The sequence below is a fragment of the Burkholderia sp. RS01 genome (assembly GCF_039748055.1).
Taxonomy (GTDB): Bacteria; Actinomycetota; Actinomycetes; order Actinomycetales; family Micrococcaceae; genus Arthrobacter.
The window spans coordinates 270,572-296,399 of record NZ_JBDLAK010000002.1; the positions used below are offsets into that span (position 1 = coordinate 270,572).

Genomic DNA, 25,828 nt, shown 5'->3' on the forward strand with positions numbered 1-25,828 from the left:
GAGCACCCCGCCGGCTGTTCACCGGAGACGAAATTCTGGCACTCACCTTGACCGAGTGCTAACCACTTACATAGAGTCATCATTAGCACTCTCCCTAGGCGGGTGCTAACACACGAAAAACTGCCAGCCTGGCTGCTGCCGGCACCGCGACGACGGTCTGCCGCCTTGGCACAGTTTTACTGTCCATGAATTTGCTGACGAAAAGGAGAGGTCCGAGTGTCGGTCTCTATTAAGCCTCTTGAGGATCGTATTGTTGTCCGCCCGCTCGAAGCCGAGCAGACCACGGCTTCCGGCCTGGTCATCCCGGACTCCGCGCAGGAGAAGCCGCAGGAAGGCGAAGTTGTTGCAGTAGGCCCCGGCCGCTTCGATGACAACGGCAACCGCGTTCCGATCGACGTAGCCATCGGCGACGTCGTTATCTACTCCAAGTACGGCGGAACCGAAGTCAAGACCGGTGGCACCGAGTACCTCGTGCTGTCTGCCCGCGACGTTCTGGCGATCGTCGTAAAGTAACTCTTGGACCCCCGCGCAGCCGATCCGTCTGATTCACGTCTGACAGATTAGCTGCGCGGGGTTTCTGTCTTGAAAGGACATAACCATGGCAAAGCAGCTTGCGTTTAACGACGCTGCCCGCCGGTCTCTTGAAGCCGGCATCGACAAGCTCGCCAACACCGTCAAGGTGACGCTCGGCCCGCGCGGCCGCAACGTCGTGCTGGACAAGAAGTGGGGCGCCCCCACGATCACCAACGATGGCGTGACCATCGCCCGGGAAGTCGAGCTGGATGACCCGTACGAGAACCTTGGTGCCCAGCTGGCCAAGGAAGTAGCCACCAAGACGAACGACGTCGCCGGCGACGGCACCACCACCGCCACCGTGCTCGCACAGGCCCTGGTCAAGGAAGGACTGCGCAACGTTGCTGCCGGCGCCGCCCCGGGCCAGATCAAGCGCGGCATCGAGGTTTCCGTGGAAGCCGTTGCTGCCCGCCTGCTCGAGAACGCCCGCCCGGTCGAAGGCACCCAGGTTGCCAACGTCGCTGCCATTTCGGCACAGAGCGACGAAATCGGCGAGCTCCTGGCCGAGGCATTCGGCAAGGTCGGCAAGGATGGTGTGATCACCATCGAGGAATCCTCCACCACGCAGACCGAACTGGTCCTCACCGAGGGCATGCAGTTCGACAAGGGCTACCTGTCCCCGTACTTCGTCACCGACGCGGAACGCCAGGAAGCAGTCCTCGAGGACGCCCTCATCCTGATCAACCAGGGCAAGATCTCCTCCGTGCAGGAATTCCTGCCGCTGCTGGAGAAGGCCCTGCAGAGCTCCAAGCCGCTGTTCATCATTGCCGAGGACGTCGACGGCGAGGCGCTCTCCACGCTGATCGTCAACCGCATCCGCGGCACGCTGAACGTCGTTGCCGTCAAGGCTCCGGGCTTCGGTGACCGCCGCAAGGCCATGCTGCAGGACATCGCCACCCTGACGGGTGCGCAGGTTGTTTCCCCGGAGCTGGGCCTGAGCCTGGATTCCGTTGGCCTTGAGGTGCTGGGCACTGCCCGCCGCATCACGGTCACCAAGGACAGCACCACCATCGTTGACGGTGCCGGCTCGGCAGAGGACGTCGCGGCACGCGTCGCCCAACTGCGCGCCGAGCTGACGCGCACCGACTCCGACTGGGACAAGGAAAAGCTTCAGGAACGCCTGGCCAAGCTTGCCGGCGGCATCGGCGTGATCAAGGTCGGCGCAGCCACCGAGGTTGAGCTGAAGGAAAAGAAGCACCGCATCGAAGATGCAGTGTCCTCCACCCGCGCTGCCCTCGAAGAAGGCATCGTTGCCGGTGGCGGTTCCGCCCTCATCCACGCCCTGAAGGCACTGGACGAGGATCCCGCCGTCACCGCGCTCGAAGGTGACGCAGCGGCTGCTGTGGGCATCGTCCGCCGCGCACTGGTCCAGCCGCTGCGCTGGATTGCCCAGAACGCCGGCTTCGACGGCTACGTGGTTGCTGCCAAGGTAGCCGAGCAGGACACCAACGGCGGCTTCAACGCCAAGACCGGCGAGTACGTTGACCTGATCGCTGCGGGCGTCATTGACCCCGTCAAGGTCACCCGGGCGGCCCTTCGCAACGCGGCCTCCATCGCCGCGCTGGTCCTCACCACCGAGACCCTCGTGGTGGAGAAGCCTGCCGACGAACAAGAGCACGCAGGCCACAGCCACTAGGTTGTAGCTTCACTCAAGGCGTCGGAAAGGGGGCCGGTCCAGCTGTTGCTGGGCCGGCCTCCTTTTTGTTGCCCTTCAGCGCTGGGCGCGGAGTGCCTGCCGCCGCAGCCGTGACGCGGTGCCGTCGGGCAGCCGCTTGGCCACCAGGCGGTAGAAGTACAGGACGGCGACGGCGGCCGCCACAATGCCGCCGAGGTTCACCAGCAGCTGCAGGGCCGATCCGGCGGCCTTGTTGAACTCACCCAGGACGAGGGCCACGGCGACGAAGCCGGCCGCCGGCACGGTGGTGACGGAAATGAAGACGCCAATCAGCGCAGCCGAACGCCTGCTGATCACCGAAAGCATTCCGGCAGCGCCGGCGAGCACCGCCACGATCAGGGAGAACGGACTGGGGTGATAGATGAACTCGGCCGACGAAGCCCGGTCCAGGACGTCCCGGGCGAAGAGGCCCGCGGGGAGCGAGAGCCAGGTGACCAGCGCGGTGGTGAGCATCGCGGCGGGGAAACCGACGCCGAGGGCAAGCGCCGCCCGGCGCCCGAGCCGCCAGTTTCCCCGCACGACGGCGACTGCCAACGCGGCGAGCGGTCCGAATTCCGGCCCAACCGCCATGGCGCCGACTATCGCGATGGTGGAGTCCGTGACGATGCCGATCGCCGCGAGCAGCGTGGCCAGCACGAGGAACGCCAGGAAGCTCCAGCTGAGCCTGGATTCCTCACCCGTCTGGCGGGAAACCTCGTCCCAAATGACCGAGTCTGCACCCTCCCCCGGTGCGGATTCCTCGGCTTTGTCCGCCCGCTCGGACAGGACAAACTCCGGGATCGACACTGCAACGGAACCCCGAGCGTCGATGTCCAGGGCGCGGAGCTTCTCCATCAGCTCCTCCACCGACTCCCGGGCGATCTGCACCACGATGACATCCCCCTTGGGCAGCACGGAGGCGCCCGAGTGCAGCGCCACCTCGGCCACGCCGGCCTGCTGCTGACAGGAATCGGCCACCAGTTTGGACAGCTCGGCCGGCACGCAGACGCGCATCTGTACGATCACCGGGCACTCCTTTCGCCTCCTGCAAGACTAGTGACAGCGGAGCCGCCGATTGGTCTGGAAGATCACGAATCGGTAACATGGATGCTTTGTGCCGCCGTTTTGGAGAGGTTGTTGTGTCAGCAGCGAGAACGATGGACCCGCCGCACCAGGAACCGGATCATGCCTCACACCGGGAGCCGCGGGCTGCCCGGGTAAAGGCCAAAGCGGGGTACCGCCCCGAGGTCCAGGGCCTCCGCGCACTCGCCGTGCTCATGGTGGTCACCTACCATGTGTGGCTCGGCCGCGTCTCCGGCGGCGTGGACATCTTCCTGCTGATTTCGGCGTTCCTGCTGACCCTGTCGTTCGTCCGGAAAGTGGAGAGCGGCAAGCCGCTCCGCCTGCTGAGCCACTGGCTGCACCTCTTCAAACGGCTGATTCCCGCCGCGGTTGTGGTGATCCTTGGTGTCCTTGCGGGCACGTGGCTGGTGATCCCGCAGAGCCGCTGGCCCGACGTCCTCAATGAGGCCTGGGCTTCGCTGCTCTACCGGCAGAACTGGCTGCTGGCCGAAACCGCCGTGGACTACTACGCCCAGGACCACGCCGGAGCCAGCCCGCTGCAGCATTTCTGGTCCTTGTCCATCCAGGGCCAGGTCTTCATCCTGTGGCCCCTCATCTTCGCCGGCGCCGCCCTGGTGTGGCGGATCCTGCAACGCCGCCGGAACGTCAGCTACCGGCTGGTCCTGATAGTCGCCTTCGGCGGCATCTTCATCGCCTCACTCATCTTCTCGGTCGACCAGACCGCCACGAACCAGGCCTACGCCTACTTTGATACCCGGACGCGCCTCTGGGAGTTCGCGCTGGGATCCCTCCTGGCCCTGTCACTGCCCTACCTGAAGCCCGGCAAGGCCTTCCGGGTGGTGCTCGGCTGGGCGGGGCTCGTTGGCATGCCCCCGCGGTGGTGCTTGCCGTGCTGACCACCCGCTTCGTGGAAAAGCCGCTGCGTGAATGGCACTGGCCGCAGCTGCGGGCCTGGCGTACCGCCGTCGTGATTGTTGCCTGCGGTGCCCTGCTGGCCGGTCCCGTGGCCGTCTGGCAGACACGCCTGACCGCGGACGAAGCGGCGGCAGCCGCGCAGCCGCGCGAGCTGACGCCGGGTGCGGCGGCGCTGGCTCCCGAAAATGCGGGCAAGCCGACTCCCGAAGCCACCGTGATTCCGGCACCTGCCGCCATGAAGAACGAGTGGGCGAACATCGACGGACTGTGCACGGACGGCAACGTTCCCAGCGACCCGCTGCTCAGCGGATGCCTGCAGAACAGCAGGCCGGACAAAGTGAAGAAGCGCATTGTGGTGCTCGGCGACTCCCACGCCCAGCAGTACATGGCGGCGCTCGGCCCCGTCGCCAAGGAGCACGGCTGGGAAGTGGTGACGCTCCTGAAAGGCAACTGCCGGTTCGGCGCCGAATCGCCCGAGCGCGACGCCGACTGCAACGCCTTCAACAAAGCCAGCGCCGCCTACGTGATGGAGCACAAGCCCGATGCCGTGTTCACGGTGGCGTCCCTGACGCACAAAGAAGCCCCCTTCGAGACCGAAGTCCCCGGCTACCTGGACGGCATCAGGCCGTTCACAGAAGCAGGGATGGACGTCGTGGGCATCCGGGACAATCCGCGCTTCAGCATCAACATGCCCGAGTGCGTCCAGAAGCACGGCGCCGATGCACCCGAATGCAACGCGCCGCGGGGCGAGTCCCTCGCGGACTCATCGCCGCTGGACGCCTACCGGGGCAGGGTGGACGGCCTGCACCTGATGGACATGAGCGACTTCATCTGCGCGGACGGCATCTGCCCCGCGGTGGTGGGCAACGTGTACGTCTACAAGGACGACAACCACCTCACCAAGACGTATGTGCAGTCGATGATCCCGATGTTCGAAAAGCGGCTCCTCGCCACCACAGGCTGGAAATAGCGGCCACGCGACCACGGCGCCCTTCGGCCCCGCGTGCCATTGCTCACATTGCGGTTCCGGAATATGGGGATCGCCGCCGAGGTTCTAGAATTTATTCAACACTTCTGCACAGGCCAGTCCCGTAATGACGGGCTGGTCATCGGTTGCAACCCCTACCCGTGAACCCATAACCAAGGTAAGAGGCGCACTCATGACCCAGCCCGAACACGACCCCTTCGGCTTCGTTGGCCTGACGTACGACGACGTCCTGCTGCTTCCCGGCCACACGGACGTCATCCCGTCCGATGCCGACACCTCCTCCCGGATCTCCAAGCGGATCACCGTGCAGACGCCGCTGCTCTCTGCCGCCATGGACACCGTCACCGAGTCCCGCATGGCCATCGCCATGGCGCGGCAGGGCGGCCTGGGCGTCGTGCACCGCAACCTCTCCATCGATGACCAGGCCGATCAGGTGGACCGCGTCAAGCGCAGCGAATCCGGCATGATCACCAACCCGCTGACCATCCGCCCCGAGGCCACGCTGCAGGAACTCGACGACCTCTGTGCGCAGTACCGGGTGTCCGGACTTCCCGTCGTCGACGAAGGCAACCGGCTCCTGGGCATCGTGACCAACCGCGACACCCGCTTCGTGCCGGAGGCGGACTTCCCGCTGCGCCTCGTCAGCGACGTCATGACCAAGATGCCGCTGGTCACCGGGCACGTCGGCATCAGCCGCGAAGAGGCCTCGCACAAGCTGGCCACAAACAAGATCGAGAAGCTGCCCCTCGTGGACGAGCAGGGCCGGCTCAAGGGCCTCATCACCACGAAGGACTTCACCAAGGCCGAGCAGTACCCGCTCGCCACGAAGGACGACGAAGGCAGGCTGCGCGTCGGCGCCGCCATCGGTTTCTTCGGTGACGGCTGGGAACGCGCCATGAAGCTCGTGGACGCCGGCGTTGACGCGCTCTTCGTGGACACCGCCAACGGGCACTCGCAGGGCGTGCTGGACATGATCCGCCGCCTGAAGTCCGATCCGGTCGCGGCGCACGTGGACATCATCGGCGGCCAGGCCGCCACCCGCGATGGCGCGCAGGCCCTGATCGACGCCGGCGCCGACGGCATCAAGGTGGGCGTGGGCCCGGGATCGATCTGCACCACCCGTGTGGTGGCCGGTGTGGGCGTTCCCCAGATCACCGCCATCTACGAATCCGCCAAGGCGGCCATCCCGGCCGGCGTTCCGCTGATCGCCGACGGCGGCCTCCAGTACTCGGGCGACATCGGCAAGGCGCTGGTGGCCGGCGCTGACACCGTCATGCTCGGCTCGCTGCTGGCAGGCTGTGACGAGTCCCCGGGCGAGCTGATCTTCGTCAACGGCAAGCAGTTCAAGAGCTACCGCGGCATGGGTTCGCTGGGCGCCATGCAGTCCCGCGGCAAGAACACCTCGTACTCCAAGGACCGCTACTTCCAGGCCGACGTCTCCGGCGATGACAAGCTCATCCCCGAAGGCATCGAAGGCCGCGTGGCCTACCGCGGGCCGCTGGCCTCCGTCGCGTACCAGTTGGTGGGCGGCCTGCGCCAGACCATGTTCTACGTGGGCTCGCCGACCATCGCCGAACTGAAGTCCCGAGGCAAGTTCGTCCGCATCACCCCGGCCGGGCTCAAGGAATCGCACCCGCACGACATCCAGATGACGGTCGAGGCGCCGAACTACGGTTCACGCTAGGCAGTACCGCTGGTTGAGCTTGCCGAAACCTGGATTTCGACAAGCTCAACCAGCGGAGGCCCCCGGCCCAACCGGCGGCGCCATGCAGGACTAGGCTGAATCCATGTCCCAACCACGGCACCCCGTCGAGCTGAATCCGAAAAGGGAACCCCGGCGGCGGCTCGCCCTGAGGCCCTACGCCCGAGCCGTGGCGCAGGTGCTCAGGGTCAGTTTCCGGGCCTCGCCCGCGGCCGTGGTCATGAAGGTGGCCGGCTCACTGATCTCGGCGCTGCTGCCGCTCGTCACCACGTACTTCGCCGCGCTCACCACCACGGCGCTGGCGGCGGCCTACGCCGGAGACGCTGCCGCGGGCCAGCAGGCGGTTGTCTATGTCATCATCACGGCCGCCCTCGGCCTCTTCTGGGGCGGGTTCAGCAGCGTGGACCGCTACATCCAGCAGCTGATGAGCTTCAGGGTGGGCGCCATCGTCGGCGACCTCATGTATGAGCGCTTCCTCGCCCTCGATTTCTGGCGCTACGACGACAAGGAAACGGTCGACCTTTACGACCGCGCCAAGCGATTCTCCGACTCCTACGCCCGGGTTCTGGACCGGATTGCCGCCATCTTCACGCAGCTGGTCTCGGTCATCCTGGCTATCGGCGCCCTCCTGCTCGTGAGCTGGTGGATCGCCGTGATTGTGCTGGTGGCGATCGTGCCCAGCGTCTACCTGCAGTTCAAACTCTCGCGCGAACAGATTGCGCACTGGAACACCCAGGTGGACTCACGCCGCCAGCGCCGCATGATCGAGACCAACCTGCTCCGCCCGCAGCACATCGCCGAGATGCGGCTGTACGGGATCGTCGGCTACCTTATGGGGCTCCGCTCGAGGCTCCGCGACGCCGACGAACGGCGCCGGCTCGAGTTCCAGAAGCGCTATATTCCCAAGCAGCTCGCCGCGGACGCCCTGCAATATGGCGCGGAGGTGGTGTCCCTGATCTGGGTGGTGGGCCAGATCATCGCGCGCGCCCAGCCGGTGGGCCAGTTCCTCTATGTGCAGCAGATCGTCAGCCGTGCCCTGTCCACCGCCAACAACCTGGTCTCCTCCCTGAGTTCCATCGACGAGGACCTCGCCAACCTCAAGGACTACGAACTGTTCATGGCGCTGCCGGTGCACTCCGACCATTCGCCGCCCGTCCTGGGGCCGCCGAAGACGGTTGAACTGCGCGATATCCGCTTCACCTACACGGGCAGCGAGCTGGAGGTCATCAAGGGCATATCTCTGACCATCCAGGAAGGCCAGCACATCGCGATCGTGGGGGAGAACGGGGCCGGCAAGTCCACCCTGATCCGGATCCTCGCCGGGCTGTACCGGCCGGACTCGGGGCAGGTGATGCTCGACGGCGTGGACCTCGCCGCCGTCGACGTCACCTCGTGGCACCGCCACCTGGCGGTGCTGAGCCAGGAATTCCTGAAATACGAGTTCGCCACCGCCGCGGAAAACATCTTCTTCGGCGACGTCGACGCCCCGCGCGACGACGGCCGCATCCGCACGGCCGCCGCGGACGCCGAGGCGCTGGACTTCATCAACAAGCTGCCCAACGGCCTGGACAACCACGTGAGCAACTGGATGGAGGACCCCCGCGGCCGCAAGGGCAGCGGACTGTCGGGCGGTCAGTGGCAGCGCCTGGCCATGGCCCGGAACTTCTACCGGAACGCGTCCTTCATGGTGATGGACGAGCCCACCTCCGCCATTGATGCCCTTGCAGAGCACCGGATCTTCAGCCGGCTTTTCGCCGACCGGAGCAGCACCATCATCGCCATCAGCCACCGCCTCGCGACGATCGAGAAGGCAGACGTCGTGTACATGCTGGAGGACGGACGGGTCGTCGAACAGGGCACCCACAAGGAGCTCGTGGCCCTGCGTGGCCGCTACTTCAGGATGTTCGAATCCCAGCTCAGCGTGGACGAAGGCGTCTGACCGCGGCTCCTGCATTTGAGGCCTTCGCAGCCAGCCAGTAGCAGGAAACCGCCGGCCGCGCAGTGCGCAGCCGGCGGCATCATTGGACCTGATGCACGGCGCGCCCCTACGAGGTGGTCACCGCGGTGTCATCGATGGCGAACAGGGTTTGCAGCGATGAGTCTTCCGTCCCCAGGAACCTCAGCGTGACGCTCTGCCCCTTGTAGGCGGTCAGGTTTAGCTGCTTCTGCACGTAGCCGGAGGACTTGTTGAGGTTGGAGTAGGTGGCCAGCGTTGTTGTCACGCCGCCGCTGATCACCTGGACCTTGAGCGTGTCGTAAACCTTGTTGGGAGTGGTTTCGTCGGAAAGCACCTTCAGATAGAAGGACAGCGATGCACCGGATACCGCAGACGGCACGGCGAAGGCCTGGTCCAGCGTGTAGGACGTCGGCTGGCCCCAGCCGTTGAGGCCGGCGAAGCGGGACCCGGTCCGGGCGCCGGACCCGGTTTCAAACGTATCGGCGTAATCGGAGGTCCAGGAAACGGCTCCCTCCTCGAAGCCGGGGTTCAGCAGCAGGTTTCCCGAAGGCGGCGGCGGGGTCACGCCCAGGAGCCCCATGGTTTTCGTGGCGTCGGACAGCCCTGCGCCGCAGCCGGTGGTGCAGCCGCCGGGCATGGCCCGCGTGCCTTGCTTCAGTGTTGATTCCACCTGTGCGGGAGTGAGGGAGGCCGTCTTGGACTTCATCAATGCCGCCAGGCCGGCCACGTGCGGGGAGGCCATCGAGGTGCCCTGGTAATTGGCATAACCTGCCGCGCCGGGCGTGGTGGTGCCCGTGTTGATGGTCGAGAGGATGCCCCCGCCAGCCACCCGGGTGTCGCCGCCCGGGGCCGTCAGGTCCACGGTGGCCCCGTAGTTCGAGTAGTAGGACAGCGTGCCGCTGGGGTTGCTCGCGGCGACGCTCACCACATTGCCGCAGTTGGCGGGCCGGAAACCGGACGCATCCTGGTTGCTGTTGCCTGCCGCGACCACCACAGTGGTTCCGCGGGAGACGGCGGAGTCGATGGCCGCCTGGTACGTGCTGCCGCACGCGCCCGAGCCGCCGAGGCTCATGTTGATGACCTGGGCGGGGTTGGCATTGGCGGGGATGCCTGCAACGGCTCCGCCCGATGCCCAGACGATGGCGTCGGCGATGTCTGACAGGGAGCCGCCGCACTTGGCCAGGACCCGCACCGGAACCACCTTGGCGCCGGGGGCCACTCCGGCCACTCCGGTGGCATTCACGGTCACGGCCGCGACGGTGCCGGCCACGTGCGTGCCGTGCCAGGAGGAATTCCCTGCGGCCGGCTGGCCGCATTCGCCTGCCGCGTACCAGTCGCCCTGGTCCTGGGCGTTGGCATCCCGGCCGTTGCCGTCGCGCGCTGCCGTGGCGTCCGAGACGAAGTCATAGCCGGGAAGCACGTTGGCGTCGAGGTCCGGGTGCGCGGTGATTCCGGTGTCGATCACGGCCACGGTCGCGCCGGTTCCGGTGGCAACGTCCCACGCGCCCGGGATCCGCATGCCGTTGGCGGCAGTGAAGTCCCATTGCTCGCTGTACCGCGTGTCGTCCGGTGTCAGGGCCGCCCTCATGCGGGCGTCGGGCTCCACTGAGTTCACGGCCCCGGACGCGGCGATCCCTGCCATGAAATCCTGGGTGGCCTGGCCGGAGAGCGGCTTGTCGGATCCGATCAGGGTCCCGCCGGTGGCAAGGGTCCGCAACTCTTTCACGGACACGCCCTGATCCCGGGCAGCCTTGCCCCAGGCGTTGGCGCGGCCCTTGGGTGTTGAGTTGGCCGCGTCCTTGGTGAAGCCCACGATGAACCTTGTGTAGGCCTCTTCGGAGGCTGGTTCCTGGACAGCCACGGTGCTGCGTGCGGATGTGGTGCTGCTGCCTGCTCCAGGGTTGGCGGAGACAGGCGAAGCGGCGAGGGCCAAGGTGCCGACGACCGCCGACAGCGATAGGGCCAGGACGCGGGTTGTCCTGGCTGTTGATGCACTTCCCATTGGATCTGCTTTCTCGCATCGGGCACAGGGGTAGCCCGAAGTTGGGTGGAGTGAAATGCGGCCACCTGGCGTATCAGCCGGTAACCGAGAGCTAACTTAGGTCTATTTTCAGGTTCTGTAAACCATTGACAAAAGCAGTCAATAGAGTGTGGACTGTCAGTTCCTCCTGCCTCTCGCGGCAGCCATCAGTTGCAGTCCGCAAGGTCAAGTAAAGTGGTCACGTGACTTACGAGATTGAGATTGGCCGTGGCAAGCGTGGGCGTCGTGCCTACTCCCTGGATGACATCGCGATCATCCCCAACCGTCGTACGCGTGACCCCAAGGACGTCTCCGTCTCGTGGCAGATCGATGCCTACAAGTTCGACATGCCCGTCATTGCGGCACCGATGGACTCCGCCATGTCGCCCGCGACCGCCATCGCGCTGGGGCGCCTCGGCGGCCTCGGCGTCCTCGACCTCGAGGGCCTCTGGACCCGGTATGAGGATCCACAGGCGGTACTGGACCAGATCGCCGCGCTTGAGGACGAGACCAACAGCCCCGCCGTCACCCGCCGGATGCAGGAGCTCTACCAGGCGCCCATCCAGCCGGAGCTGATCACCTCCCGCCTCGCGGAAATCCGTGCCGCGGGCGTCACCGTGGCCGGTTCCCTCACTCCGCAGCGCACCCAGGAGCACTACAAGACCGTTCTGGCCGCCGGGGTCGACATCTTCGTGATCCGCGGAACCACGGTCTCCGCGGAGCACGTTTCGAAAAACCACGAACCGCTGAACCTTAAGCAATTCATCTATGAACTCGACGTCCCCGTCATCGTGGGCGGTGCCGCTGGCTACACCCCGGCCCTGCACCTGATGCGCACGGGAGCGGCCGGCGTGCTGGTCGGCTTCGGTGGCGGCGCCACCACCACCACCCGCCGGGCACTGGGCATCCATTCGCCCATGGCGTCGGCCATTTCCGACGTCGCCGCCGCGCGCCGCGACTACATGGACGAGTCCGGCGGACGCTACGTGCATGTGATTGCCGACGGCGGCATGGGCGCCTCGGGTGACATCGTCAAGGCCATCGCCATGGGAGCCGACGCCGTCATGCTGGGCAGCGCCCTGGCCCGGGCGGAAGAGGCGCCGGGCAAGGGCTGGCACTGGGGCCAGGAGGCGCACCACCTGGAGCTTCCGCGCGGCGACAGGGTCAATGTCGGCACGGTCGGTCCGCTGGAGGAAGTGCTCTTCGGTCCGGGCCACCACACCAACGGCACGTCGAACCTCGTCGGTGCGCTGCGGCGCTCGATGGCCACCACCGGCTACTCGGACCTGAAGGCATTCCAGCGCGTCGACGTCGTGGTGTCGCCCTACGCCGGCAACTGACCCAATCGGCCCGCCGCACCCTGCCCATCCACGGACGTTGGAAGTAGTCTAAGGAACTACAACGTCAGCGAGGATGGAGGCCTGTCATGAGCGGTTTTGCTGAAGGTGCAGAGGCGAGCAAGGGAGCGCTGGGCCCCGAGGCGCGGGACGCATCGCTCGCCGCGCTCAAGGCCACCACCGAACCAGGCAAGGAACTCGACATCCTCGTCGTCGGCGGCGGGATCGTAGGGACCGGCACGGCCCTCGACGCCGTGACCCGCGGCCTGAACGTGGGCATCGTGGAGGCCAGCGACTGGGCGGCCGGAACGTCGTCGCGCTCCTCCAAACTGATTCACGGCGGCCTCCGCTACCTCGAAATGCTGGACTTCGGTCTGGTCAAGGAGGCGCTGCAGGAACGCGGCCTGCTCCTCTCCGAGCTGGCACCCCACCTCGCACGTCCCGTTCCGTTCCTGTATCCGCTGACCAAGCCGTTCCTGGAACGCCCCTACATCGGGGCGGGCATCGCGCTGTACGACGCCATGTCCATTTCCGGAGGCCACAAGCGCGGCGTCCCCTTCCACAAGCACCTGAGCCGCCGCGGCACACTGCGGGCGGCGCCAAGCCTGAAGGATGACGCCTTCGTGGGCTCCATCCGCTACTACGACGGCCAGGTTGACGACGCCAAGTACGTGGCCAACCTCATCCGCACAGCCGCCTATTACGGGGCCCACGCCGTCAACCAGGTGGCCGTGGTGGACTTCCTCCGCGAGGGGGAGCGGGTTGTGGGCGCCAAGGTGGTCAACCGTGAGGACGGTTCCACCTTCAAGATCCGGGCCAAGCAGGTGATCAATGCCACGGGCGTCTGGACGGACGAGACCCAGGCCATGGTGACCGAACGCGGCCAGCTCAAGGTCCGTGCCTCCAAGGGCATCCACCTGGTGGTGCCGCGGGACCGCTTCCAGTCGACCGTGGGCCTCATCCTGCGCACCGAAAAGTCCGTCCTGTTCGTCATCCCCTGGGGACGGCACTGGATCATCGGGACCACGGACACCGACTGGCACCTGGACAAGGCCCACCCGGCGGCATCGAGCAAGGACATCGACTACCTTCTGGAACACGTGAACAAGGTCCTCAAGCGTCCGCTCACCCGGGAGGACGTGGAGGGCGTATATGCCGGCCTGCGGCCCCTTCTGGCCGGCGAGAACGACTCCACGGCCAAACTGTCCCGCGAACACATCGTCGCCCATCCCGTGCCGGGCCTGGTGGTGGTGGCCGGAGGCAAGTGGACAACGTACCGGGTCATGGCCAAGGACGCCGTGGATGAAGCGAGCCGCAGCATGGACGAACGTGTCCCGCCGAGCTGCACCGAATCCGTGCCGCTGCTGGGCGCCACCGGGTTCAAGGCCGCCTGGAACCGCCGCAACCGCACCGCAGAGGAAACCGGCGTGCACGTGGCGAGGGTTGAGCACCTGCTGAACCGCTACGGATCCATGGCGTCCCAGGTGCTGGGCCTCATCCACGACAACCCCGAGCTCGCGGAGCCGCTGCCGGGAGCTGACGACTATCTCCAGGCCGAGGCCGTGTACGCGGCGACCCATGAAGGTGCCCGGCACGTCAACGACGTCCTGACCCGCCGGACCCGCATTTCCATCGAGTCGTGGGACCGGGGTGTGTCTGCCGCGCCGGTAGTCGCTAAGCTTATGGGAGAAATTCTTGGCTGGAGCGATGCGCAGCGGGAAAGCGAAATCAAGCATTACCTTGCGCGGGTGGAAGCCGAACGGCTCAGTCAGCAGCAGCCGGACGACGAATCCGCAGACGCTGCCAGGCTGGGCGTGGAAGACATCGTCCCGTTGCGCTGAGATCACACACCGCCGCGGAATGGGGCTCCGGGCCTCACTGAAGGGACACCACTTGGCGGAACCACTTGACCGTTACGATGCAGAACTCACCACACCGGAGATGGTGATTCTGGAGCTGGACGCGGCTGACAAGACTGACGCCGCAGCCCAGTTGGCGCGGACGCTGTACGCCGCCGGACGCGTCTCGGACCTCGAGGGCTTCCTGGGGCACGTCAACGCACGTGAACACCAGCTCGCCACCGGGCTTCCCGGGGGAGTGGGCCTGCCGCACGCCCGCAGTGAATTTGTTTCCCGGACCTCCATCGCCGTCGGCATCACCAAGTACGGCAGGGCCCTCGACTTCGGGGCCTCGGACGGCCCGGCCACGGTGGTCCTGCTCATCGCCACCCCGGCGAGCTCGTTCTCGGACCACCTCGAGGTGCTGGCCACCCTGGCCAGGTCGCTGTCCAAAGAGTCCTTCCGGGAATCGCTGCGCCGCGCCTACGATGCCGAAGTGATCGCGGAACTGATCAACTCAAGCCTGGTGTTCTTCGACCACTGAGGGACCAGCCGTTTCGTTGTTCTACACGGGGACGAAGTACGGTTAAGGGGTGTGGAAAACAGCCCTCCAGCCCCGGTGGATCGCAGGCCTCGTCTTTGCGATCGTCATTTCCGGTGTCTTCGTGCTGTTGAGCCAGTGGCAGTTCGGCCGGTCCAGCCAGCCCGAGGTGCCTGTCAACCCCACTACCGAGGACGTCAAAAGCCTCACCGAGACCTTGAAGCCCGGCGAATTCTTCCGGGGGTCGGTGGCCGACCAGATGGTGACCGCCACGGGCACCTATGACCGCTCCAAGCAGGTCCTCGTTCCGGGCCGGCTCAAGGACGGCAAGACGGGATACTGGGTGGTGACGGCGTTCGCCGTCACGGATGCCCCCGTACTCAAGGGTGCCGCCGCCTCGCCGCAAACCTGGATTCCGGTGGCGCGCGGATGGATCGCCGATCCCGCCGAAGCCGCCGAGCCGCCGTCGGGCACTATCCGGCTGACCGGACGGCTCCTGCCGTCCGAGGCGCCGGTTCCCAACAAGGCCCCCGCGCCGGGACAGGCTTCCGCCGTCTCGGTCGCCGAACTCATCAACATCTGGAACGTCAGCAGCTACCCGGCGTTCGTGTCGGCCACCACGGAGCTCTCCGGAACGTCCGACGTCGGTGCTGCCGCCGCCGGCAGCGGCCTCCAGCCGCTGAGCATCGGCGCGCAGCCGCCGCCCGCCAAGGTCAACTGGCTGAATCTCTTCTACTCGGTGGAATGGATCGTCTTCGCCGGGTTCGCCCTCTTCATCTGGTGGCGGCTGGTCAAGGATGATTACCACCGCAGCCTGGAGGACGACGAGGACGACGAGGACGACGAGGACGACGGCGGCGGCCACGCGCCGGACGACTCTCCCCAGCCAGACACGACCCAGCCAGAAGCAAACCAGCCGGACCCGACCCAACAAAAGGTACAGCCATGATCGAACCCAAGCCTGCCATCCAGCCGCAGCCGTCGAACCAGACGGGCTCAGGAGCGGCGAAGAAGCGACGTTTCGGCGGAACGGAAGCGCAGATTCGCTCGGCCCTGAAGTTCTACAAGGTCATGGCCTACCTCACCGGCGCCATGCTGCTGCTGCTCTGCGCGGAGCTGGTGGCGCGCTACGTCTTCGGCCAGTACCTGTTCGCGGGCGGGACCAACGCCCTGACGGGTCAGCCGTTCGGGTTCGGATTTACCGAGGCCGAGCCCAAGGGTGTGCTCAAGGGATTCAACGTGTCCGTCGCGGTGCTCATTGTCCACGGCTGGATGTACGTGGTGTACCTGATGTCGAATTTCCGCCTCTGGACGCTGATGCGCTGGCCGTTCGCCAAGATGATCCTGCTGGCACTGGGCGGCGTGGTGCCGTTCCTCTCCTTCATCGTGGAGAAGAAGTTCCACGCCGAAGTTGCAGCCGAACTGGCAGCCAACCCCCAGGCCGCCAGCCGGTACTAGCCCCTGAGCACCCTCACCGGAGTTTCGTGCGTCACAGCAGGCCCCCTCAAGATGCGTCGGGGCAACGGTGCAAAGTAGTCTAGGACGGTGACTACTCCCACTGCATCCCAAACTTCCCAGAAGCCGGTGCTGGTTGTTGACTACGGTGCCCAGTACGCGCAGCTGATTGCCCGCCGCGTCCGGGAAGCGAACGTGTATTCGGAAGTGGTTCCGCATACCTACAGCACCGAGCAGCTCCTGGCCAAGAACCCCGCCGCCATCATCCTGTCCGGCGGCCCCTCCAGCGTGTACGCGGACGGCGCCCCGAAGGTGGGGGCGGACCTCTTCGAAGCCGGCATCCCGGTTTTCGGCATCTGCTACGGCTTCCAGGCAATGGCCAACGCGCTGGGCGGCAAGGTGGCCCAGACCGGACTTCGTGAGTACGGTTCCACCGAAGCTACCGCAGTGGGCGCGGCCCGCTCCATCCTGGCCGGCGTGCCTGAACTGCAGAACACCTGGATGAGCCACGGCGACTCCGTCCAGGAAGCACCCGAGGGCTTCGAGGTCCTGGCAACCACCGCCGGCGCGCCGGTGGCCGCGTTCGCCAACGAGGAAAAGTGCCTCTATGGCGTGCAGTGGCACCCGGAGGTCAAGCACTCGGCATACGGCCAGCAGGTCCTGGAAAACTTCCTGTTCAAGGGCGCCAAGCTGGAACCCAACTGGACCACGGGCAACATCCTCGAAGAACAGGTTGACCGGATCCGCAAGCAGATCGGCGACGCCAGGGTAATCTGCGGCCTCTCCGGCGGCGTGGACTCGGCCGTGGCCGCCGCCCTCGTCCAGCGCGCAGTCGGCGACCAGCTGACCTGTGTGTTCGTGGACCACGGGCTGCTCCGCGAAGGCGAAGCGGAACAGGTTGAACGGGACTTCGTCGCCGCAACCGGCGTGAAGCTCTACGTTGCCAATGAGCAGGAACGCTTCCAGGCCGCACTGGCGGGCGTCAGCGATCCGGAAACCAAGCGCAAGATCATCGGCCGCGAATTCATCCGTGCCTTCGAGGAAGCGGAGCTGGCCATTATCGCCGAAGCCGCGGCGCACGGCGAGAAAATCAAGTTCCTGGTCCAGGGCACGCTGTACCCGGACGTCGTCGAATCCGGCGGCGGCGAAGGCGCTGCGAACATCAAGAGCCACCACAACGTGGGCGGCCTGCCTGAGGACCTGCAGTTCGAGCTCGTCGAGCCGCTGCGGGCCCTGTTCAAGGACGAGGTCCGCGCCGTCGGAGCCCAGCTGGGCCTGCCCCAGGAAATCGTCGGCCGCCAGCCGTTCCCCGGCCCCGGCCTGGGAATCCGGATCGTCGGAGAAGTCACCAAGGAACGCCTGGACCTCCTGCGCAAGGCTGACGCCATCGCCCGGGCCGAGCTGACCGCCGCCGGACTCGACAACGACGTCTGGCAGATGCCCGTGGTGCTGCTGGCGGACGTCCGCAGCGTCGGCGTCCAGGGCGACGGCCGGACCTACGGCCACCCGATCGTGCTGCGCCCGGTCTCCTCCGAGGATGCCATGACGGCCGACTGGTCACGGCTTCCGTACGACCTTCTGGCCCGGATCTCGAACCGGATCACCAACGAGGTTGAGGGCGTCAACCGCGTGGTGCTGGACGTGACCAGCAAGCCGCCGGGAACCATCGAGTGGGAATAGCGTTTTGAGTGGCCGGTCTCCGCAAGGAGGCCGGCCGCTCCGCTTTCCGGGCAGTTGTTTTTGCCGTGCAATGCGGGCGGCGCTGCGAAATCCGCCGCAACTTAGCCCGTACCAGTGTTGCGGTCTCTCACCCGTGGCCGTTTGCGGCTACGCTCGAAAGTATGCCCGTATGGTCCAAGGCGTCACGTGCAAGCGCAGAAAAGAAGGCAGTAGTGTCAGTTGGTCAGGTCGACTCCGAGGGTTCGGAGGAGCTCAGGAAGTGGCTGTCCGGGCTTAAGCCCGTTACCGGGGCGGACACCATGCTGCGCTTCACCAAAACCCCCGAGGGCTCGATCGACCTCACGAACGCGCACCCGTCCGGCCTTGCCCAGCTCATGGCAGGGCGCCGCACCCGGCTTTCCACGCTGATCCGTGACCAGCAGCAGTACGTTGTAGCTGCCCGGGCTTCCCGGAACCTGCGGTCCAAGATCTTCGAACTCGCCAATGACCGCGGCATCGAGGCCGGCTACTTTTCGGCCGGAACAGTCGTGTGGACGTCCGCCGTCGGCGGTAAGCCGCAGCGGGTCTCCGCGCCGGTCATGCTGACTGCCATCTCTCTCACCATCCGCCCCGGCGAAGGTGACTACGAGCTGCAGCTTACGGAGCAGGCCCGCATCAATCCGGCCCTGATCCGGCACCTGAAATCCATCCACGGCATCGTGTTCGACGTCAACGCCGTCACCCGGATGGCTTACAGCACCGCGCGCTTTGACCCCCAGCCCGTCCTGGACCGGCTCAGCACGCTGGTCAAGCCGATCCACGGTGCGGAGGTGGAGCACAACCTGCTCGTCTCCACCTTTGCGGACCTCTCCGGCAACCTGGACGACCCCTGGATCAACCAGCAGAACCCGCTCGTGGCGTCGCTGGCCCGGGCCGCATCGGGCGAAGTCCTGGAGGTGCCCGCGCTGAAACTCGGACGGTTCCCGAGCGTGGACGAGCGCGACCCCGCCGATGAGCTGCTCCTTCTGGATGCGGACGAGGACCAGCAGTACGTGATTGACGCCGTCCGGGCAGGGGACTCGCTGGTGGTCAGCAGCCCGCCCGGAACCGGCCAGACCCAGACGGCGATCAACGCCGTCGGCGCCTTGGTGGACGAAGGCAAGACAGTCCTGGTGGTGGGGGACCGGCGCGCCAGCCTCAACGAAGTGGCCGGCCGGCTCGAGGACCTCGGCCTGGAGTCCGTCCTTTTCCAGCTGTCCGGCAGCGCAACGCCCCAGCAGCTCAAAGGCCAGCTGGTCCGGGCCATCGTCCGCAACGAGAAATCCAGCGAGCCGCGGCTGGGCAGCCTGCACAAGACCCTGACCGAGCACCGGCACGCGCTGATGGACCACGTGGCGTCGCTGCACAACGTCCGCAAGCGCTGGGGCTGCTCGCCGTACCAGGCCATGCAGTCGCTGGCGGAGCTGACGGCGATCCAGCCGGCCCCGGCCACCACGGTCCGGCTGAAGCGCAGTGTGCTGGACAGCATCCGGGACCGCGAGGAACTCGCCGGCCGGCTGAAGCGCGCCGCGGAACTCGGCAGTTTCAGCAGTGCCTCCACGTCGAGCCCCTGGCACGGCGCCCGGCTGGTGACGCGGAAGGAGACGGAGGAGGCGCAGGAGCTGGCACGCTCCGTAGAGAAGAAGCTGCCGCTGCTGAACGAGCGCATGAAGGAAGTGGCCGGCCACGCGGAAATCCGCCTTGGCACGACCTTTGCCGAGTGGGGTTCCCAGCTCAAGCTGCTGGTCGCCGTCCGGGAGAGCCTGGACAAGTTCACACCCGATATCTTTGACCGGCCCGTGCACGACCTCATCTCCGCGACCGCATCGTCCGCCTGGCGCCGCGAGCACAACGTGGACATGGCATCCATGCAGCGTTCGCGCCTGCGCCGGGTGGCCAAGGAGTATGTCCGGCCCGGCGTGCACATCGCCGACCTCCACAGCTCACTGGTGCTGGTGCAGGAGCAGCGCGCACAGTGGGCCGGGTACGCCACCACACAGCGGCATCCCGCGGTGCCGTCGGGACTGGCCGAAATCACCCTCATGTACCGGGGCCTGACCCGTGAACTGAAGATGTTGGGCGATGCACTGCGGCACACCCCGGCCGGCGGATCACTGGAAACGACGCCCTACCCGGAACTCATGGAACGGCTGGAACGGCTCGTCGCCGACACCCAGACGCTCAAGACGCTGCCCGAGCGCACGCTGCTGATCGAGAACATGCGCGAGCACGGCCTGGGCGAGCTGCTGGCGGATCTCTCGGAGCGTGAGGTCCCGGCCGAGTCCGTTGCCGCGGAGCTCGAGCTCGCCTGGTGGCAGTCCGCCCTGGAAGCGATGATCAGCGGCGATGACTACCTCGCCATGTCCGACGGCGACGCCCTGCGCCAGCTTGAAGCCGAGTACAGGCTTGCCGACAACGCCCACATTGCCAGCGGTGCCGGACGGCTCCGGTGGCAGCTCGCCGAGCGCTGGCGCGCCGGCATCGCCAAGAACCCGCGCCAGGCGGACCTCCTCAGGAGCCTGCTCAAGGACGGGCGGGTCACGCTGGCGGCGCTGACGGCCCAGGCTCCTGAACTTGTTCCCATGCTGGTTCCTGTCTGGTCGGTGAGTCCATATCTGATGACGGGCCTCCTCCCTGCCGAGCAGAAGTTCGACGCCGTGGTCATCCTGGATGCAGAAGCGACGTCGCTGCAGGCTGTCCTGCCGGCCGTGGCCCGCGCAAAGCAGGTCATTGCGTTCGGGGACGACAAGATCGCGAGCCCGCGCACGTTCACCGTCGCGGTGGAGCGGCTCGCTGCCGGCGAACAGTCGCACCAAAGCGTTGAAAGCGCCTTCACTGCGCTGGCTGCGGTCCTGCCGACATGGCGCCTGCACTCCGTGTACCGCGCGGTTGACGAAGACCTGGTGCTGCAGCTCAGCAAGGGCTTTTACGACGGCGGCCTTCGCCGCCTTCCCGAAGGCCAGTCCGCCACGGGGCTGGACCGTGCCCTGCTGGTGGAGTACCTGCCCGACGGCACGGGGCTGCCGAGCGCCGATCACGAGGGCGTGGAGTCGGTCGTGGCGGAGGTCAACCGCGTGGTGGAGCTGGTGTTCGAACACGCCCGCCTCCGTCCGCGCACCACCCTGGCCGTCGTCACAGCCAGCCTTCGGCATGCCGCGAGGATCGGCGAGGCCATCCGGCTGCAGCTGCCCAACCATCCTGCGCTGGCCGAATTCTTCACCGCCGGGGATGAGTCCTTCCGCGTGGTAGATCTTGAGCGCGCCCAGGGGCTGGTCCGCGACCACGTGATTTTCTCCCCGGGCTACGGCCGGACTCCGCACGGGCGCGCCCTGCACAACTTTGGTCCGCTGTCCGCCGAGGGCGGCCGGGCCAAGTTCGCCCTGGCCATGACCCGCGCCCGCCAGTCCTTGCACGTCCTGACGTGCTTCAAGCCGGAAGACCTTGACCGGACCCGGCTGGCGCACGGGGCGGTGGACCTGTACGAACTGCTGGACCGCGAGATCTCCGGCAACACGGACCTCGGCACTCCGGCGTCCCGGGCGGCCGCGAGCGAGCAGGCGCTCGGGGCCGATCCGCTCGTGGCGGACCTCGGCGACCGGCTGCGGGCTCGCGGGGCCCGCGTCTGGCACCAGTATGACGGCGTCATCGACGTCGTGGCCGCGGCCGACCCCCTCAGCACCATGGGCCAGGACGCCGCTGAGATACCGCGGCCGGTGGCCATCGAGTCTGACGGGACCGAGCAGTACCGGCAGATGACGGTCCGCGAACGCAGCAGGCTGCGCCCGCAGCTGCTGGAGCGCCTCGGTTGGCGTTACATGCCTTTGTGGACGATCGAAGTCTTTACGGATCCCTCAGCCTGCGCCGACCGGATCGGCGGCTACCTCGGACTCGAGAAGCCCGCCCTCCCGCTCCGGTCCGTGGGCTCGCCGGGGTTCTTCGACGACGACGTCAGCTCTCTCGCCGAGGAGCCCTACGAGGGCGGCGGCGAGGGTTCCTACGACGGATCCTACGATGGCGACGACCAGGATTCGGACCCCGGTGCGGGCCGCGGCAGCGAGGAATTCGTGGTGGGTCCGGAAGGGTTTTCAGACGGCAGCGCCGACGAAGAATTCAGCGACGCCCATGAAGACGATGTTGAGAACGACTACGACGGTGATACCGCGGACAGGAAGGACGGCACGCAGTGAACGCCGCTGCAGTGAACGATGGCTCCCGGAAGGACGCTGGCACCCCGAGCGACGGCGGCTCCCCGAAGGGCGGCGCCACCCGGAATGGCGCCACCCGGAATGGCGCCACCGCCTCTTCGAAGGCGTCCGGGCCGGCTCGGAAGACCCCCGGCCCGGTGAAATCGGCGGGCGTGGTGCCCAACAAGGCGTCCGAGGACGATCCGCGGGTGTGGGGCGATTCCGGTGCCGACAATGACCACGATGCGTGGCTGAAGGAGCAGCGGCCCCCTCACTGGGGTTAGCCGCCTGCTGACCCCACGAGTACAAAGAACAGCTTGCCCTGGGTTGAGGCACCCGCAAGGGCACTGGCCTGGGCTGGCGTTGCCGCCACGACTATGAGGCCTTCCGAGTCGCCGGTGCCGAGCCACTGGCCGCTCTGGCCCTCTTGGCCTGACGTCCACAACACGGGCACGGAGCTGGCCAGCACCTTTGATGAAGACGCTTGCTCGTAGCCGTTGCCGTTCGTCAGCACGACGTTGACGAGCTGGCCGGGGGAGACCAGCTGGATGGAGGCAGGGTCCGCCATGCGCAACGGCACTGCGGCAGAACCAGGTGCGGCTCCCGTGAGCAGTCCAGGCCCCACGAGCTGGGCGTCCGAGAGCAGCTGCCCCTTGCGGAGTGGGGCGGCCAGCTGTTTTCCCTCCAGCCCTGGGGCATCAGTGAACGAGCCGGCGGGCAGCAGGGACGGCGGAATGTTGACCGCCGCGATGTCGTCGCCGCCCAGGGCCGCTCCGGCCGGAAGGTCCCGCGCCGCGGCGATGGCCCGGACGGTGTGGGCGGGGGCGGGCGTGAGCTGGTGGACGGCTAAGCCGGCGGCCAAACAAAGCAGCAGCGCCACGGCAAGGCGGCGGTTGCGGGTCAGCCAGCCGGCGAGGTCAGGAGCCCGGCGGGGCGGGCGGCCCGGGCTTCCGGGAAGCGCAGTGCGTCGGCTGGCGCGCCCGGCCGACGGGGAGGTCCTGACGGGGAGGATTCCGGTAGCTGGCATGCTGCCACGCTACGTAGCCTGTAGTGCTGAGTGACAGGCGGGAGTTGCCCTATGTGGAAAGCGGGCCGCGCAGGGGCCCGTATGTGGACATCCGCGGGGCGGACATCATTCCGGACAAGCAGGGCGGGGCGGGGTCAGCTGGCAGCGGGAGCCGCCGGAGCGGCGGCAGGCACAGCAGGGGCTGAAGCGGCCGGTGACGACGAGACCGTGCTGCCCTTGGCATCGCGCGAATCAGTGCGGTAGAACCCGGATCCCTTGAAGACAACGCCTACGGTGTTGAACTTCTTGCGAAGGGTCCCCTGGCACTCGGGGCAGGACGTCAGAGTGCTGTCGGTGAATGACTGCACGATGTCGAAGGCATGGCTGCAATCCTTGCAGGCATAGGCATACGTGGGCACTGTGGATCCTCCTCATGGACAAGCGGCAGGTCCTGTGCCGCAAGCTTCATCTCCGGGACATTCCTTGACGGAACACCGCGGCGGAAATGACCGCTTAGCAGTCGCAGGGCCTGAGTGCCAATTCTATCACCCTGCCGGCGTTGCCTCCACGTCAGCGGTACCGCTTTCACGCCAGCCGGATCACGCCCGAGGGGGTCAGGACCGCGTCGACGGGCCGGTCAAAGCTTTCGGCCGGGATCGTCGAAGCAGGCAGGAGCTCGGCGTCGTAGATGATGGCGGCCCTGGGGGCGCGCAGGCCGGTGGCATCCACCGCCGCCAAGAACTTGTCGTAGTACCCGCCGCCCTGCCCGATCCTGTTGCCGTTCATGTCCACGGCCGTGGCGGGGAGGAACATTGCAGCCACCTCCTTGATGGCCTCGAGGCCGTGGCGTTCCCCGGCCGGCTCCTGGATGGGCGCGTACCTGCTGCGGACAAATTCGGAGGACGGGTTCCAAAACACCCAGCTCAGGGCGCGGTCCGGTTCGCAGACGGGAAGCAGCACGCTGTGGCCTGCCTCGTGGAGGGCGGTGATCAGCCGGAGCGTGGGCGGTTCGAAGGCTACGCCAAGATAGGCGGTGAATGTCGCCGGCCGTCCGTCCGCGATCGTGTCCGCCCAGGCCAGGCCGTGGGCGGCAATTCCGTCCGCGGCGTCCGATAAGGCGCTGGCCGGCAGTCCCGCGCGCAGCGTCCGGTGCCTGGCACGGATCTCATCCTTAGCCGGCTGGTTCTCTGGTGGCATGGCGGGCCGTCCTTTTGTCGTGTCGGGAGTCCGGCCGGGCCACTGCCGGAAGCATTTACCGTATGAATGTTCCCTCCGATAGATTAGTCGAGTGACTTCCACTAATCGTTCAGTCCGCAAGGCCGTCATCCCCGCAGCGGGCCTCGGCACCAGGTTCCTGCCCGCCACGAAGGCGATGCCCAAGGAGATGCTGCCGGTGGTCGACAAACCGGCAATCCAGTACGTCGTCGAAGAGGCCGTCAAAGTTGGCCTGAGCGATGTCCTGATGATCACCGGACGCAACAAGCGCGCCCTCGAGGACCACTTCGACCGGGTTCCCGCCCTGGAAGCCACCCTGGAGGCCAAGGGAGACACCGCCAAGCTGGAGTCGATCCAGGCAGCGAGCAACCTGGGGGACATCCACTACGTCCGTCAGGGCGACCCCAAAGGGCTGGGCCACGCTGTCCTGCGCGCCCGCCAGCACGTGGGACACGAGCCTTTCGCCGTGCTGCTCGGTGACGACCTGATCGATGCCCGCGACGAACTGCTGAGCACCATGATCGAAGTCCAGGCCAAGACCGGCGGCTCCGTCGTGGCCCTCATCGAAGTGGATCCGTCCCAGATCAGCGCCTATGGCTGCGCCGATGTTGCCGCGATCGACGGCGAGGGCTTCGTCCGGATCAACAAGCTCGTGGAAAAGCCGGACGTCGACGAGGCACCCTCCAACCTGGCGATCATCGGCCGGTATGTACTTCACCCCGCAGTATTCGACGTGCTCGAACGGACGGCCCCCGGACGCGGCGGCGAAATCCAGCTCACAGATGCGCTGCAGGAACTCGCAGCCAGCGACGGAGACGGCTATGGCGTCTACGGCGTGATCTTCCGGGGCCGGCGCTACGACACCGGCGACAAACTCAGCTACCTCAAGGCCTGTGTCCAGCTCGCCATCGACAGCGACGACCTTGGCCCCGGCCTGCGTGAGTGGCTGCCGGAGTTCACCGCCGGACTGAACAAGTAACCCTCCATGAGGGTCAGCCACATCTGGCCGGTCACGCTGGAATGCGGGGACATCGTCCTGCGTCCTATCCGGTACCGTGACCGCAAGGAATGGACGGAGGTCCGTACGCGGAATAGCGAGTGGCTTGCACCCTGGGAGGCATCCAACCCCGCGCCGGGCGGCGCGCTGCCCGACTACCGGCAGATGGTGAAGTCCCTGAACTCCCAGGCGGCCCAGGCAACGGCCCTGCCGTTCCTGATCACGGCCTGGACCCCCGGGTTCCGCGACCCGGTCATCGTGGGCCAGTTGACGGTGTCCTCGATTGTGTGGGGCTCGGCCATGATGGCAACGCTTGGCTATTGGGTGGACGAGGCCAGGGCGGGGCAAGGGATCGCGCCCACCGCTGTTGCCATGGTCACGGACCACTGCTTCCGGACGCTGGGCCTGCACCGCATGGAGATCAACATCCGGCCGGAGAACGGTCCCAGCCTCCGTGTCGTGGAGAAACTCGGTTTCCGCGACGAGGGCTACAGGCCCCGGTTCCTGCACATCAACGGGGAATGGGCTGACCACCGAACCTTCGCGCTGACCTCAGAGGAGGTTCCGGAGGGGCTGCTCGGTCCGTGGCTCCGCAGGAGACCGGCCTGAGGGTCCGGGGCCAGGCAACTTCCTCGGCATAAGTCCATTGATTTGAGAGCCCGCCC

Annotated in this window: 21 protein-coding genes; 16 read left to right on the forward strand and 5 right to left on the reverse strand. The window is 66.7% G+C overall.

Going from position 1 to position 25,828, the window contains the following annotated elements; all coding sequences use genetic code 11:
• Positions 1 to 216: 216 nt before the first annotated feature.
• Both groES and groL read left to right on the forward strand, forming a co-directional pair.
• Positions 217 to 513, forward strand: a complete 297-nt coding sequence (gene groES, locus ABFP37_RS03285) for a co-chaperone GroES (RefSeq protein WP_056635831.1) — start codon at positions 217 to 219, stop codon at positions 511 to 513.
• 85 nt (positions 514 to 598) lie between these two features.
• Positions 599 to 2,209 (forward strand): chaperonin GroEL, encoded by a 1,611-nt coding sequence (gene groL / locus ABFP37_RS03290; RefSeq protein WP_078027177.1) that lies wholly within the window; start codon positions 599 to 601, stop codon positions 2,207 to 2,209.
• A 75-nt stretch (positions 2,210 to 2,284) separates the two neighbouring features.
• Here the strand turns inward: groL and ABFP37_RS03295 are convergent, their stop codons facing one another.
• Entirely contained in the window at positions 2,285 to 3,253 is a 969-nt protein-coding gene (locus tag ABFP37_RS03295) for a DUF389 domain-containing protein (RefSeq protein WP_347032726.1), read from the reverse strand.
• 113 nt (positions 3,254 to 3,366) lie between these two features.
• Here ABFP37_RS03295 and ABFP37_RS03300 point away from each other — a divergent pair, with 113 nt between their 5' ends.
• The 4 genes from ABFP37_RS03300 to ABFP37_RS03315 all read left to right on the forward strand — a co-directional run bounded on the left by ABFP37_RS03300 (position 3,367) and on the right by ABFP37_RS03315 (position 8,854).
• Positions 3,367 to 4,206: an acyltransferase gene (locus tag ABFP37_RS03300; protein ID WP_347032727.1), complete on the forward strand. Its 840-nt coding sequence runs from the start codon at positions 3,367 to 3,369 to the stop codon at positions 4,204 to 4,206.
• On the forward strand, positions 4,200 to 5,195 hold the full coding sequence (locus ABFP37_RS03305) for an SGNH hydrolase domain-containing protein (protein WP_347032728.1): 996 nt from the start codon (positions 4,200 to 4,202) through the stop codon (positions 5,193 to 5,195). Before ABFP37_RS03300 ends, ABFP37_RS03305 begins: the two co-directional genes overlap by 7 nt.
• Positions 5,196 to 5,385: 190 nt before the next feature.
• Positions 5,386 to 6,897: an IMP dehydrogenase gene (guaB, locus tag ABFP37_RS03310; protein WP_347032729.1), complete on the forward strand. Its 1,512-nt coding sequence runs from the start codon at positions 5,386 to 5,388 to the stop codon at positions 6,895 to 6,897.
• A gap of 103 nt (positions 6,898 to 7,000) precedes the next feature.
• The gene (locus ABFP37_RS03315; protein ID WP_347032730.1) at positions 7,001 to 8,854 is read left to right on the forward strand and encodes an ABC transporter ATP-binding protein; all 1,854 of its coding nucleotides are present in this window, start codon (positions 7,001 to 7,003) and stop codon (positions 8,852 to 8,854) included.
• A 106-nt stretch (positions 8,855 to 8,960) separates the two neighbouring features.
• On the opposite strand, the gene ABFP37_RS03320 is transcribed toward ABFP37_RS03315, so the two are convergent.
• On the reverse strand, positions 8,961 to 10,874 hold the full coding sequence (locus ABFP37_RS03320) for a S8 family peptidase (protein ID WP_078027173.1): 1,914 nt from the start codon (positions 10,872 to 10,874) through the stop codon (positions 8,961 to 8,963).
• 221 nt (positions 10,875 to 11,095) lie between these two features.
• Between ABFP37_RS03320 and ABFP37_RS03325 the strand changes: the two genes are divergently transcribed.
• The 8 genes from ABFP37_RS03325 (at position 11,096) to ABFP37_RS03360 (ending at position 22,229) form a co-directional block, all read left to right on the forward strand.
• On the forward strand, positions 11,096 to 12,232 hold the full coding sequence (locus ABFP37_RS03325) for a GuaB3 family IMP dehydrogenase-related protein (protein ID WP_078027172.1): 1,137 nt from the start codon (positions 11,096 to 11,098) through the stop codon (positions 12,230 to 12,232).
• Positions 12,233 to 12,318: 86 nt separating this feature from the next.
• Positions 12,319 to 14,070 carry a glycerol-3-phosphate dehydrogenase/oxidase gene (locus ABFP37_RS03330; protein ID WP_078027171.1) on the forward strand — a complete coding sequence of 584 codons (1,752 nt, stop codon included), beginning with the start codon at positions 12,319 to 12,321 and terminating at the stop codon, positions 14,068 to 14,070.
• Positions 14,071 to 14,122: 52 nt separating this feature from the next.
• The gene (locus ABFP37_RS03335) at positions 14,123 to 14,611 is read left to right on the forward strand and encodes a PTS sugar transporter subunit IIA (RefSeq protein WP_078027170.1); all 489 of its coding nucleotides are present in this window, start codon (positions 14,123 to 14,125) and stop codon (positions 14,609 to 14,611) included.
• 49 nt (positions 14,612 to 14,660) lie between these two features.
• Positions 14,661 to 15,557, forward strand: coding sequence for an SURF1 family protein (locus ABFP37_RS03340; RefSeq protein ID WP_347032731.1), 897 nt, complete (start codon positions 14,661 to 14,663; stop codon positions 15,555 to 15,557).
• Positions 15,554 to 16,066 carry a DUF3817 domain-containing protein gene (locus ABFP37_RS03345; RefSeq protein ID WP_347032732.1) on the forward strand — a complete coding sequence of 171 codons (513 nt, stop codon included), beginning with the start codon at positions 15,554 to 15,556 and terminating at the stop codon, positions 16,064 to 16,066. The genes ABFP37_RS03340 and ABFP37_RS03345 overlap by 4 nt, the downstream gene beginning before the upstream one ends.
• Before the next feature lie 87 nt (positions 16,067 to 16,153).
• The gene (gene guaA / locus ABFP37_RS03350) at positions 16,154 to 17,743 is read left to right on the forward strand and encodes a glutamine-hydrolyzing GMP synthase (RefSeq protein WP_078027167.1); all 1,590 of its coding nucleotides are present in this window, start codon (positions 16,154 to 16,156) and stop codon (positions 17,741 to 17,743) included.
• Positions 17,744 to 17,955: 212 nt separating this feature from the next.
• Positions 17,956 to 21,948, forward strand: a complete 3,993-nt coding sequence (locus ABFP37_RS03355) for a hypothetical protein (protein ID WP_347032733.1) — start codon at positions 17,956 to 17,958, stop codon at positions 21,946 to 21,948.
• Positions 21,945 to 22,229 (forward strand): hypothetical protein, encoded by a 285-nt coding sequence (locus ABFP37_RS03360; RefSeq protein ID WP_078027166.1) that lies wholly within the window; start codon positions 21,945 to 21,947, stop codon positions 22,227 to 22,229. Before ABFP37_RS03355 ends, ABFP37_RS03360 begins: the two co-directional genes overlap by 4 nt.
• Here ABFP37_RS03360 and cpaB read toward each other — a convergent pair.
• From cpaB to ABFP37_RS03375, 3 genes are all read right to left on the reverse strand, one after another.
• Positions 22,226 to 22,972, reverse strand: a complete 747-nt coding sequence (cpaB, locus tag ABFP37_RS03365; protein ID WP_347032734.1) for a Flp pilus assembly protein CpaB — start codon at positions 22,970 to 22,972, stop codon at positions 22,226 to 22,228. The two genes, ABFP37_RS03360 and cpaB, sit on opposite strands and share 4 nt — an antisense overlap.
• 134 nt (positions 22,973 to 23,106) lie before the next feature.
• Entirely contained in the window at positions 23,107 to 23,370 is a 264-nt protein-coding gene (locus ABFP37_RS03370) for an FmdB family zinc ribbon protein (RefSeq protein WP_078027164.1), read from the reverse strand.
• Positions 23,371 to 23,536: 166 nt separating this feature from the next.
• Positions 23,537 to 24,148: a 5-formyltetrahydrofolate cyclo-ligase gene (locus tag ABFP37_RS03375; protein ID WP_078027163.1), complete on the reverse strand. Its 612-nt coding sequence runs from the start codon at positions 24,146 to 24,148 to the stop codon at positions 23,537 to 23,539.
• 91 nt (positions 24,149 to 24,239) lie between these two features.
• Here ABFP37_RS03375 and galU point away from each other — a divergent pair, with 91 nt between their 5' ends.
• Together galU and ABFP37_RS03385 are read left to right on the forward strand one after the other, a co-directional pair.
• Positions 24,240 to 25,145 carry a UTP--glucose-1-phosphate uridylyltransferase GalU gene (gene galU / locus ABFP37_RS03380; RefSeq protein ID WP_078027162.1) on the forward strand — a complete coding sequence of 302 codons (906 nt, stop codon included), beginning with the start codon at positions 24,240 to 24,242 and terminating at the stop codon, positions 25,143 to 25,145.
• Positions 25,146 to 25,151: 6 nt separating this feature from the next.
• The gene (locus tag ABFP37_RS03385; RefSeq protein ID WP_078027161.1) at positions 25,152 to 25,772 is read left to right on the forward strand and encodes a GNAT family protein; all 621 of its coding nucleotides are present in this window, start codon (positions 25,152 to 25,154) and stop codon (positions 25,770 to 25,772) included.
• Positions 25,773 to 25,828: the final 56 nt, after the last annotated feature.